At 58.4% G+C, this 11,902-nt stretch carries 10 protein-coding genes; 6 read left to right on the plus strand and 4 right to left on the minus strand.

Annotation, left to right across the window (positions count from 1 at the left end; genetic code table 11):
* The first annotated feature begins 139 nt into the window (after positions 1-139).
* The 4 genes from BKP64_RS09830 (at position 140) to BKP64_RS09845 (ending at position 6,828) form a co-directional block, all read left to right on the plus strand.
* Positions 140-3,661, plus strand: a complete 3,522-nt coding sequence (locus BKP64_RS09830; protein WP_070969177.1) for an indolepyruvate ferredoxin oxidoreductase family protein — start codon at positions 140-142, stop codon at positions 3,659-3,661.
* On the plus strand, positions 3,654-4,835 hold the full coding sequence (locus BKP64_RS09835; RefSeq protein WP_070969180.1) for an amino acid aminotransferase: 1,182 nt from the start codon (positions 3,654-3,656) through the stop codon (positions 4,833-4,835). Before BKP64_RS09830 ends, BKP64_RS09835 begins: the two co-directional genes overlap by 8 nt.
* A gap of 72 nt (positions 4,836-4,907) precedes the next feature.
* Complete coding sequence (locus BKP64_RS09840; RefSeq protein WP_070969182.1) at positions 4,908-6,290, plus strand: sodium-dependent transporter; 1,383 nt, start codon at positions 4,908-4,910, stop codon at positions 6,288-6,290.
* A gap of 118 nt (positions 6,291-6,408) precedes the next feature.
* Positions 6,409-6,828, plus strand: coding sequence for a universal stress protein (locus BKP64_RS09845; protein ID WP_070969185.1), 420 nt, complete (start codon positions 6,409-6,411; stop codon positions 6,826-6,828).
* Between the two features lie 6 nt (positions 6,829-6,834).
* Here BKP64_RS09845 and BKP64_RS09850 read toward each other — a convergent pair whose 3' ends face one another.
* Entirely contained in the window at positions 6,835-7,680 is an 846-nt protein-coding gene (locus tag BKP64_RS09850) for a DUF6544 family protein (RefSeq protein ID WP_070969188.1), read from the minus strand.
* Between the two features lie 106 nt (positions 7,681-7,786).
* Here BKP64_RS09850 and BKP64_RS09855 point away from each other — a divergent pair, with 106 nt between their 5' ends.
* Positions 7,787-8,647 (plus strand): PA4780 family RIO1-like protein kinase, encoded by an 861-nt coding sequence (locus BKP64_RS09855; protein ID WP_070969191.1) that lies wholly within the window; start codon positions 7,787-7,789, stop codon positions 8,645-8,647.
* Between the two features lie 6 nt (positions 8,648-8,653).
* Here BKP64_RS09855 and BKP64_RS09860 read toward each other — a convergent pair whose 3' ends face one another.
* Genes BKP64_RS09860 through BKP64_RS09870 form a run of 3 tightly spaced genes read right to left on the minus strand, consistent with a single transcriptional unit; the run spans position 8,654 to position 10,960 of the window.
* Positions 8,654-9,328, minus strand: a complete 675-nt coding sequence (locus BKP64_RS09860; RefSeq protein WP_070969194.1) for a spermine/spermidine synthase domain-containing protein — start codon at positions 9,326-9,328, stop codon at positions 8,654-8,656.
* 56 nt (positions 9,329-9,384) lie between these two features.
* On the minus strand, positions 9,385-9,840 hold the full coding sequence (locus BKP64_RS09865) for a CopD family protein (RefSeq protein WP_070969197.1): 456 nt from the start codon (positions 9,838-9,840) through the stop codon (positions 9,385-9,387).
* Positions 9,841-9,898: 58 nt separating this feature from the next.
* Entirely contained in the window at positions 9,899-10,960 is a 1,062-nt protein-coding gene (locus BKP64_RS09870) for a GGDEF domain-containing protein (RefSeq protein ID WP_070969200.1), read from the minus strand.
* 100 nt (positions 10,961-11,060) lie between these two features.
* Here BKP64_RS09870 and BKP64_RS09875 point away from each other — a divergent pair, with 100 nt between their 5' ends.
* Positions 11,061-11,894, plus strand: coding sequence for a M90 family metallopeptidase (locus BKP64_RS09875; protein WP_070969202.1), 834 nt, complete (start codon positions 11,061-11,063; stop codon positions 11,892-11,894).
* Positions 11,895-11,902 lie beyond the last annotated feature (8 nt).

Below are 11,902 nucleotides of genomic sequence, written 5' to 3' on the forward strand. Positions count from 1 at the left end.
TATCAAAGGTTCTTTCTTTGTATTGTCTTTTATCAAACAATCTTTCGCAAACACCTCTAACCGTCACCCAATAAGCAAGCACCTTTTGCCGACTTCCCTCTAAACTTTTGGTTATAAAATCGACAAAAAGGAGGACACCATGTCCGCCGATACCCCCGAACTCGACAATTACAAACTTGAAGACCGCTACCTGCGGGAATCTGGCCGGGTATTTCTGACCGGAACACAGGCATTGGTCCGCATTCCCCTGATGCAGGCTGCCCTGGATCGCAAACAGGGCCTGAACACCGCCGGCATGGTCAGCGGCTACCGGGGCTCGCCGCTCGGCGCTTACGACCAGGCGCTGTGGCAGGCCAAGACAATGCTGGACGACAACAGCATCGACTTCGTACCGGCAATCAACGAAGACCTGGCGGCAACCATCATGCTGGGCACCCAGCAAGTGGAAACCGATGACGACAAGCAAGTAGATGGCGTATTCGGCCTCTGGTATGGCAAAGGCCCCGGCGTAGACCGCGCCGGTGATGCCCTCAAGCATGGCACCACTTATGGCAGCTCCCCTCATGGCGGAGTTCTCGTAGTCGCCGGCGACGACCACGGGTGCGTATCATCCTCCATGCCTCACCAGTCCGATGTGGCGTTCATGAGCTTTTTCATGCCCACGATTAATCCGGCCAACATCGCGGAGTACATGGAGTTTGGCCTCTGGGGGTATGCCCTGTCCCGTTACAGCGGCTGCTGGGTTGGTTTCAAAGCCATATCCGAGACGGTGGAAAGCGCCGCGTCGGTCGATCTCCCGCCCCTGCCGGAGTATGTAACCCCGGACGATTTCACGGCACCGGAGGGCGGCCTTCATTACCGCTGGCCGGACCTGCCCGGCCCCCAGTTGGAAACCCGCATTGAGCACAAGCTGGCCGCCGTCCAGGCATTTGCCCGAGCCAACCCCATCGACCGCTGCCTGTACAACAACTCACAGGCGCGTTTCGGTATTGTCACCACCGGCAAGGGCCATCTGGACTTGCTGGAAGCCCTGGACCTTCTGGGTATCAGCGAAGACGATGCCCGGGAAATGGGCCTGGATATCTACAAGGTCGGCATGGTGTGGCCATTGGAGCGCCGCGGAATTCTGAACTTCGTTCACGGCAAGGAAGAGGTGCTGGTGATCGAAGAAAAACGCGGCATCATCGAAAGCCAGATCAAGGAATACATGTCTGAGCCGGACCGGCCAGGTGAGGTTCTGATTACCGGCAAACAGGACGAATTGGGCCGGCCGTTGATGCCGTATGTGGGCGAGCTCAGCCCGAAGCTGGTTGCAGGCTTCCTGGCCGCACGCCTGGGCAGGTTCTTCGGTACCGACTTCAGTGCGCAGCTGGCAATCATCAATACCATGACCAACGCACAGGATCCGGGCGGCGTCAGACGTCTGCCCTATTTCTGTTCCGGCTGCCCCCACAACACGTCCACCAAAGTGCCGGAAGGCAGCAAGGCACTGGCCGGCATCGGCTGCCACTTCATGGCGTCCTGGATGGGGCGCAACACCGAATCCTTGATCCAGATGGGTGGTGAAGGGGTCAACTGGATTGGCAAGAGTCGCTACACCGGCAACCCCCACGTATTCCAGAACCTGGGCGAAGGGACTTATTTCCACTCGGGTTCCATGGCCATCCGCCAGGCAGTCGCAGCCGGCATCAACATCACCTACAAGATTCTGTTCAACGACGCAGTCGCCATGACCGGTGGACAGCCCGTGGACGGCCAGATCACCGTGCCCATGATCGCCCAGCAAGTTGCCTCCGAAGGCGTCCGCCGGGTAGTGGTGCTGAGCGATGAGCCGGAGAAGTACAAAGGACATGAGGACCAGTTCCCGAAGGGTGTCACCTTCCACGACCGTACCGAGCTGGATACTGTCCAGCGGGAGTTGCGGGAAATTCCAGGCTGCACCGTCCTGATTTACGATCAGACCTGCGCGGCTGAGAAGCGCCGTCGTCGCAAACGCAAGCAATTCCCGGATCCGGCCAAGCGCGCCTTTATTAACCACCATGTCTGTGAAGGCTGTGGCGACTGCTCCGTGCAGTCCAACTGTCTGTCCGTAGTACCCCGCAAGACCGAGTCGGGCCGGAAACGCAAGATCGACCAGTCTTCCTGCAACAAGGACTTCTCCTGCGTTAACGGTTTCTGCCCCAGCTTTGTCACTATTGAGGGTGGCCAGCTTCGCAAATCCCGGGGCATGGACACCGGTTCAGTGCTGACCCGCAAACTGGCCGACATTCCAGAGCCTGACCTGCCCGCCATGACCGGTTCCTACGACCTGCTGGTTGGCGGTGTTGGCGGCACCGGCGTAGTCACCGTGGGCCAGCTCATCACCATGGCGGCGCACCTGGAGTCCCGCGGTGCTTCAGTGCTGGACTTTATGGGCTTTGCCCAAAAAGGCGGCACCGTACTCAGCTATGTACGGATGGCACCGTCTCCGAACAAGCTTCATCAGGTCCGTATCAGTAATGGCCAGGCCGATGCCGTCATCGCCTGCGACCTGGTGGTGGCCTCTTCCCAGAAAGCCCTGAGCGTAATTCGCCCGAACCACACCCGTGTGGTGGCCAATGAGGCCGAACTGCCGACAGCGGATTATGTGCTCTACCGCGATGCCGACATGCAGGCCGACAAACGCCTGGATCTGATTCGTGACGCGGTAGGCGACGATCATTTCTCCCGCCTGGATGCCAACGGCATTGCCGAGAAACTGCTGGGCGACACCGTGTTCTCCAACGTCATGATGCTGGGCTTTGCATGGCAGAAGGGCTTGCTCCCCCTGTCCCAGGCGGCGTTAATGAAGGCAATTGAACTGAACGGCGTTGCTATCGAGCGCAACAAGGAAGCCTTCGGCTGGGGCCGGGTCGCTGCGGTCACCCCGAGCGCCATTACCGATCTGCTGGAAACCGGCAAGGCTCAGGTCGTGGACGTTCAACCAGAGCCGTCCCTGGACCAACTGATCGACACCCGTCACCAACACCTGGTCAATTATCAGAGCAAGAGCTGGGCCGACCGCTACACCGATCTGGTAAACCAGGTGCGCAAGGCCGAGGAAGGCCTTGGCCAGACCAACCTGCTGCTGACCCATACCATTGCCGAACAGCTTTACCGCTTCATGGCCTACAAGGACGAATACGAAGTGGCCCGCCTGTTCGCGGAAACCGACTTTATGAAGGAAGTGAACGACACGTTTGAAGGGGACTTCAAGGTTCACTTCCACCTGGCGCCACCCGTCATGAGCCGGGGAACGGATGCTCAGGGGCGGCCAAAGAAGCGCCAGTTTGGCCCCTGGATGTTCCGGGCCTTCAAGCTTCTTGCCAAATTGCGCGGGCTACGTGGCACGGCACTCGACCCGTTCCGTTTCTCTTCTGACCGGAAGCTGGACCGGGCGCTGCTGGACAACTACCAGCAACTGATTACGCGCCTGACCCGTGAGCTGGACGCGAGCAACTACGACACCTTCCTGCAACTGGCGGAACTGCCGGCAGACGTCCGCGGCTACGGCCCGGTTCGCGAACAGGCGGCCGAGGCCATTCAGGAGAAACAGTCGCAACTGATCAAGGCACTGGACACAGGTCGCCCGACACTGATTCGCACCCAACAGGCCGATGATAAGGAGGCAGACCATGTTTGAAGCTCTCAAGCCCCTGCCGCAGGATCCGATTCTGCAACTGATGCAAACCTTCCGGGACGACCCGCGCCCGGACAAGGTGGACCTGGGCATCGGCGTTTATAAAGACGACGCTGGCAACACCCCGATCATGGCCGCCGTACACGAGGCGGAACGGCGCCTGCTCGACGGAGAAACCACAAAAAGCTACGTGGGCCCGGCCGGGGCCGCAGGCTTTAATGACGCGATGGGCCGGCTCATCCTCGGGAACGAAAGTGCATTGATCCGGGACGGTCGCACCTCCGTGGTCCAGACCCCGGGGGGCTGTGGCGCCCTGCGCATGGCGGCGGAATTCCTTCGGCTGTGTAAGCCGGACACCACCGTCTGGGTCAGCACCCCCACCTGGGCCAATCACCTTCCGCTGCTCGGTGGCGCTGGCCTGAACATTCGCGAATATCCCTACCTGAATCAGGACACCTTGCAGGTAGACTTCAACGCCATGTTGGAAGTCCTGGAGGGTGCGCATTCAGGCGATGTGGTGCTGCTCCACGGGTGTTGCCATAACCCCTCCGGGGCAGACCTGACCTTCGACCAGTGGCGGGCCGTTACCAGCCTGATCCAGCGCAAGGGCCTCCTGCCGTTTGTGGACATGGCGTACCAGGGGCTGGGTGACGGGCTTGATCAAGATGCTGCCGGCCTTCGCCATCTGGCCAGCCAGGTACCGGAAATGCTGGTGGCCGCTTCCTGCTCCAAGAACTTCGGTCTATACCGGGAGCGCACCGGCGCCCTGATGCTGATCTCCGCGACGGCGACCATCAACGCGGCTGCAACCAGCCAGCTGCTGAGCGTTATTCGCTCCCACTATTCCATGCCCCCGGCCCACGGTGCCGCGATTGTGGAAACCATTCTGGGAGACGACGAATTACGTACCCGGTGGCAGGACGAGTTGGACGGCATGTGCAAACGGATTCTGCACCTTCGCCATTCCTTCGCGGATGCTCTGGCTCCGGCCGGCGACTTCAGTTTTATTGCCCGGCAAAGAGGCATGTTCTCGTTTCTGGGTATCACCCCGGAACAGGTTCGCCGGTTACGGGAAGAGAACGGCATCTACCTGCTGGACAGCAGCCGGGTCAACGTTGCGGGACTGAACGACCGTGTCCTTCCCATGGTCGCGAAGGCGATACGCGACATTCTGTGATGGTCCGGTGCACCGGAGCACCGGACAAAACCTGAAAGACGATCCGACAAAAACAACTATTCGGAGAACCCAATGAGTCAGAATACTCAACCCCACCAGCAGGCCAACAACCTCTGGTCCTCCAAGCTCGCCTTCACTCTGGCAGCTGCCGGCTCTGCCGTAGGGCTCGGCAATATCTGGAAATTCCCCTACATCACCGGTGAAAATGGCGGTGGTGCCTTCGTGCTTATTTACCTGGCGTGCATCTTTCTTATTGGTGTGCCCGTTCTCGTGGCTGAGACCATGATTGGTCGCAAGGGGGGGCAAAGCCCCGTCGCAACCATGCGTACCCTGACCCGGACCGAGGGCACCTCCCGAGGCTGGCAAGCCATCGGCTGGAACGGCGTTATCGCGTCCTTCCTGGTGCTTTCCTTCTACGCAGTGATCGGTGGCTGGGCCCTGGTGTACATCGGCAAGGCCGCACTCGGCCTGTTCACCGGTGCCGATGCAGAGGCCATCGGCGGGCAATTTGGCAACCTCCTGGCCAATCCGTGGGAACTACTGCTCTGGCACTCCGTGTTCATGGCCATCGTAGTGTTCATCGTCAGCCGCGGTATCCGTTCCGGTCTTGAGAAAGCCGTCAACCTGCTTATGCCACTATTGTTCATATTGCTCATCGCCATGGTGTTCTACGCCATGACCAGCGGCAGCTTCGGCCAGGCCGTCAGCTTCATGTTCTCACCCGACTTCAGCAAGCTCACGACGGCCGGCGTGCTCACCGCCCTTGGCCATGCCGCCTTTACACTCAGTATTGGCATCGGTGTTCTGATGGCCTACGGCTCCTATCTGCCAAAAAGCGTGAACATCGCCAAAACCGCCATGACCATCGCCGTACTGGATACCGGCGTTGCGCTTCTGGCCGGCCTGGCAATCTTCCCGCTGGTGTTTGCCAACAATCTCGAACCTGGCGCCGGCCCCGGCCTGATCTTCGTTACCCTGCCCCTGGCCTTCGGCCAAATGAGCGGCGGAGCGGTCTTTGGCACCCTCTTTTTTGCCTTACTTCTGGTAGCCGCCATCACCTCCGCCATCTCCATGCTGGAACCGGTGGTGGAATGGCTGGAGGAACACAAAGGCATCAGCCGGGTGAAGAGTGCCATTGGCGGCGGCCTTGCTATCTGGTTTATCGGCATCGGCACGGTGTTATCTTTCAACATCTGGGGCGATGTACACCCACTCGGTTTTATCAGCTTCTTCGAAGGCAAGACCGTGTTCGACCTACTCGACTTCCTGGTATCAAACCTGATGATGCCGCTGGGCGGACTGGCCATCGCACTGTTCGCCGGCTGGGCCATGAAACGGGAAGGACTGGTCACCGACATCGGCCTGAAAGGCAGCAGCTTCAAGGCCTTCATGTTTGTGCTCCGGTTCGTGACACCGGCGGGCATCGGCATCGTGTTTCTGTATAACCTGGTCTGATCGGGTTATTGCCTGAATATCAAACATAGCGCTCTCTTTTTGGCAAAATCCTCCAATCACTGCCACGCTTTAATCAAGGACAGAATGAAACATCAGAAGCGAGAGAGGGAGAAGCGCTATGTATCACAAAATTCTCGTGCCGGTAGACCTGGCACACACGGAGAAAATGTCGAAAGCCCTTAACACCGCGATCGACATTGCCAAACACTACGAAGCCACGCTCTGCTACGTCACGGTAACGAATACCGCCCCTTCCGCGGCGGCCCACAATCCCGAAGAGCTCACCGAAAAGCTCGCCACGTTCGCCCGGGAACAGGGCAAATCACACGGCGTTGCGACCGACAGCAAAGTGCTTTCAACGGCTGATACCGCTGTCGAACTGGATGACCGGTTGCTGGAGGCCATTAAGGACACAGGGGCAGACCTGGTGGTCATGGCGTCCCATTCGCCCGGCATTGGAGACAAGCTCCATCTTCTCCATTCCAATGGCGCCAACATCGTCAAGCACAGCGACGTGTCCGTGTTTGTAGTGCGTTAAAGGCGGTCAGGAGTCATTTCTGGGAAAGGTCACATCCGTTACTCTGGCGATAAAGAAGGGAAAGTAATCTTCCATGCCAAAGAAATTGCCGGCTTCCACGTGAGTTGGCAACCGGAACCCACTGAATGTTCTGAATTCGGACAGAAAACCGCCAAAAGGTTGGAGACGGTGAATCTTGTCCGGGTTGGCATTGCTCCAGCGGTCAAAGCGTACCTGCCTGGGCTGCCCGTCTTCAGCAACTGTTATGTCCGCCGACTGTTCAAATCCATTGGAGCGCACCGTCACTCTTGCGGTGTTTATATCCACCAGTTCCCAGCGGACTCGTGGTCCGGGCAACACCGCGGCCGGCGTCCAGAATACTGCTTCCGCTACGTAACGGCCAAATGCCGACCGCGCATGGTCATTATCGTTGCCCATCCGCGCAACCGGAATAAAACCCATCAGCCAGAAGCGGGTCCAGCGCTCGCTATCAGAACCGGACAAACGCATCAGCCCCTTGCCCGCGTTCATTTTCCAGACAAACCCGGTCGGCATGGCCAGAACCTGCCGGGCAGTCATCCTGAGGTAATCGGGCTTGTCCCTGTTGCCCATACCAAACCGGCCTTCCATGGCAATATCGGCCACCGTATACAGGGGTGTGCCCAGCTCAATAACGTAACTGAAATAACGGCGAGCAGGCTCCGGCAGACTGGCAACCATCGCCGGATCAAAACGCTCCGGAGCCCGGGGCTGTGTTGCCAGCAGGCGATTCATGGCGGTGCGGTCCGAGCGACAGTCAAGCTTTCGCCATATCCAGAGCAAAGCCGCAAGGCCAAGGACAATAATCAAAGCGATGAGCAGAAGGATTTTCATGTAAGCTATGCTCCGTAGCAGTTATTCTCCCTTTAAAGCCCACGTTTGGCCTTGCTTCAGATCAACGGACACCGTCGGCACATTTACGGTTAGCTCAAAAGGTTTTATGAAAGTACCGAAGAGATTACAACCCCTTGTCGACGATGGCATGGTGGACGAAGTGCTGTACCAGCTCATGAGTGGTAAGGAAGCGCAGGTGTATGTGGTTCGTTGCGGCGACCAGCTGCGCTGCGCAAAGGTCTTCAAGGAAGCGCAAAAACGCAGCTTCAAGCAGGCCGTGGAATACCAGGAAGGCCGCAAGGTGCGCAACAGCCGACGCGCCCGTGCCATGAGCAAGAAGACCAAGTATGGCCAGAAAGAACAGGAAGACGCCTGGCTCAATGCCGAGGTGGACGCCCTGTACCGCCTGGCCGCAGCAGGAGTACGAGTGCCGGAACCCATGGGGTTTGTGGACGGCGTGCTGCTGATGGAACTGGTGGCAGATGAAGATGGCAAGGCGGCGCCAAGGCTGGATGACGTCACCCTCACCCCGGAACAGGCCCGTGACTATCACGCCAGAGTGATTGCAGAGGTCGTCCGTATGCTGAGTGCCGGACTGATTCACGGCGACCTCTCGGAGTTCAACGTGCTCGTTGATAGCGACGGCCCGGTCATCATTGATCTCCCCCAGGCCGTCAATGCCGCCGGTAACAATAACGCAGAGCGTATGCTGGAGCGGGATGTCGACAACATGCGACGCTACTTCGGCAAATACGCCCCGGAACTGCTTGTGACCGACTATGGCAAGGAAATCTGGGCGCTTTACGAAAGCGGCGACCTGCACCCTGACAGCAAGCTCACCGGTTGTTTCGAGCACGATACCCACAGCGCGGACGTCGATGAACTCATGGCCGTGATTGACGCGGCCAAAGAGGAAGAACTGGAGCGGAAAGAACGCATACAGGCCGAGGCTGAGGACGACGACTGAGCCGTCCTACCACGCCAGCCAGATGACGTGCTTCGCCCCCTTTCCGGGGCGATGCGCCCGCACCGTTACCGGCTGCACCGAAAAGCCGGCTCGCTTGAGCCGTTCGGTAAAAGCAGGATCCTGCCCCGCAGACCAGTAAGCAAGGATGCCGTCTGGCGTCAGCGCAGCCTGTGCAGCCGCAATACCCGGTGCGGTGTAAAGCCAGTCATTTTCCTTTCGGGTCAGCCCCTCGGGGCCATTGTCTATATCAAGCAGGATGGCATCGTAACTTGCGGGCGAGTCCTTGATCAGCTGAACCACATCTCCGATGTGAACCCGGGCTCTGGCGTCTTTCAATGGATACCCGGCAGCACTGCCCAGCGGCCCGAGATTCCACTGTTCTACCTCTGGCACCAGTTCCGCAACCGTGACCTCTGCCGCCTCCCCCAGAGCGCCCAGGGCCGCCGCAAGGGTGAACCCCATGCCGAGCCCGCCAATCAGAACTCTCGGCGCGGGGATATCCTCAATCCGTTCACAGGCGAGTGTTGCAAGCGCATCTTCCGAGCCATGCAGGCGGCTGTTCATCAACTCGCCGGTGCTCCCGGCAATCTTGATGGAAAACTCATCATTGCGCTGGAGCAGGCGCAGCTGTGATCCCTTGCCCGGAATGGTGGCTGTTCCGAGCAGTTCGAAGCGGGCCATAAAAACCTCAGAAAGTGAAAAACGGAGAAAGTCCCCGGGGCATGAGCCGCATGAGCTTACAGGTAGCGCCCTCCGGCACCCACTGCAACCACCACAAGACCAATAATCAGGTTAATACCCACCAGTTTGCGGATCTGGCCTACCCGGCGCGCGCCCTCTTCCGGGTTTCTCTCGGCAACCGCCTGTTTCAATCGGCGGAAAGGCGCGAAATAGACATGGAAGTACAGCAGCACCATGATCAGCCCCAGGGTTTGCATTACATGAATATGCCAGCCCGCCCCGGCCATGCCGCCAAACACACTGAAAATCATCCAGTAGCCGGTCACCAGCAACAGCACCACCGACAGCCACACCCACCGGAAAAACCGGGACAGTGTCTGGCACCAGAGAACGCCACGCTGGGACGCCTCCACAACTTCAACCACCGCTGGACGCATGGCCATGTAGGCGAAGAACATACCGCCAACCCAGATAACCGCAGACAACACATGAAGCGCAATGGCCAAACTCATCAGTAAACTCTCCTCGATATTTCGTATTCAGATTGAGCGCACCCAAACACCATAAAATTCAGGCGGTTTCGAGTTCCACGCGGTTCCTGCCACCTGCTTTGCCACGGTACAGCGCACGATCAGCACGGCTGACGGCGGCTCCAAGTCTCTCTCCGCACCTGAACTCACTGACACCGGCACTGGTGGTAAGGTGCACGTCTGTCCTGGTTACCGAACGCCAGTCGAAATCCAGAATCGCCTGGCGTATACGCTCGGCACTCACCTGCGCTTTCTCAATTCCGGTGTCGGGAAGAATAATCAGGAACTCCTCACCGCCCCAGCGCGAGACCAGATCCTGCTCCCGGAGCTGGTTCCTGAGAATATCGGCAACAGAAGCCAGAACCTGGTCCCCGACCTCATGGCCAAACTCGTCGTTAATCGCCTTGAAGTGGTCAATATCAAGGAGCAGGACACCTACCGGGTGGCCACTTCTATTGAAGCGCGCCATCTCCCTGTCGGCCAGATAGGTCATATGCCGACGATTGAGAAGCCCCGTGAGCGGGTCCGTTGTCGCCAGAAGGCGCAATTTCTGGTGAGCACGAACCACCGTTTTCAGATAAAAGGTCGACAAGTAGCTGAACATGGCAAACACCACGCTCAGGTTAAACAGATGTACGATTTGCAGAGCCAACGGATTAATAGGCTGAACTGGCTCAATACTCCACATCAGCACATCAAGGGCAACGTAATAACCCCACAAAGTAAGCAGCGCAACGAACGCCCATCGACGCGGCGCCGACACGCAAATAGCCGGGATGAACATCAGCAGATAATAGTGAAAGCCGCTGCCCCACCCGATCAGAATGATCCCCAGCGCCGCGTGAAGGAGAACTTCCGCCCAGATAAGGACAATCGCGAGCCCGTTCTGACGGTTTTTCAGTGCATAGTACGCACCTGCATACATAGCCACGCTGGCCACGTTGACCCAGGCCAGAATAGGAGAACCCAATGCAAGGAAAAGAAAGAAAAAAGCAACATCCACCGTTCCCGCAATTTGAGTACAACGCATTGCCAGGCGCCAAAACTGGGGCTTTCGACCTGTCTCAGCCCCATAGGTCGCCGAGGTTTCAGTGCTTCCCATAGACAAAAAAATCCTTCTAAAATACTTCTAAAAAACCAAGACTACTCCAAAGTGAGCGATATTGCTCAATGGAAATCCACCTGGACAGGACCGTTACGGAATGTCGTCTCCGTTTGTATTTGCCACCTTTGCCCTGGCATTCATCGCACTGGCCGTATTCTACCTGTTTTTCTACCGCCACTGGCGCCGTGAGAGGGCGCTTCGGCACGCGTTCCCCAACGCCTGGCGCAAGATGCTCAACGCCAATGTTCCGATTTACCGGAAGCTCCCCGCACACTTGAGAAAGCGGCTGGAGCAACACGTCCAGCTTTTCCTCTCGGAAAAGGAATTCTACGGCTGCGCGGGCTTTAATGTGGACGATCGGGTAAGAGTTACCATCGCCGGGCACGCCTGCCTACTTATCCTCTCACGCCCTTATGCCTCCTACGACGATGTGCGCAGCATCCTGGTCTACCCGGACGTCTATCGGGTTCAGGCACCTCACAGTGACGGCATGGTGGTCAGCGTGAACGAACAGGTTCGGGCAGGAGAAGCCTCGACTCGCGGGCAAGTCGTTCTGGCGTGGTCCGAGTGCGAAGACGGGGCGATGCACCCCAACGGCCCACACAATGTGATCCTTCACGAATTCGCCCACCAGCTGGACTACCTGGACGGAACGGCCGACGGTGCGCCACCGCTCAGCGGCGAGCAGGCCCGACACTGGCAAAAAACCATGACCCGGGCCTACGAGGACCTCCGGGATTCACTGAGGCATCACCGGAAAAGCTGGCTGGATCCTTACGGAGCGAGCCAGCCCGCGGAGTTCTTCGCAGTGCTTACAGAAGCCTTTTTCCAGCAACCCAAGCACCTGCACGCCGAGCAGCCGGAGGTTTACGAGGCGCTGCGCGGGTACTATCGGTTAGATCCCGAGGACTTCCGCTCGCACTCCAAGTGATCCCGCCC

Source organism: Marinobacter salinus, from assembly GCF_001854125.1.
Classification (GTDB): Bacteria; Pseudomonadota; Gammaproteobacteria; order Pseudomonadales; family Oleiphilaceae; genus Marinobacter; species Marinobacter salinus.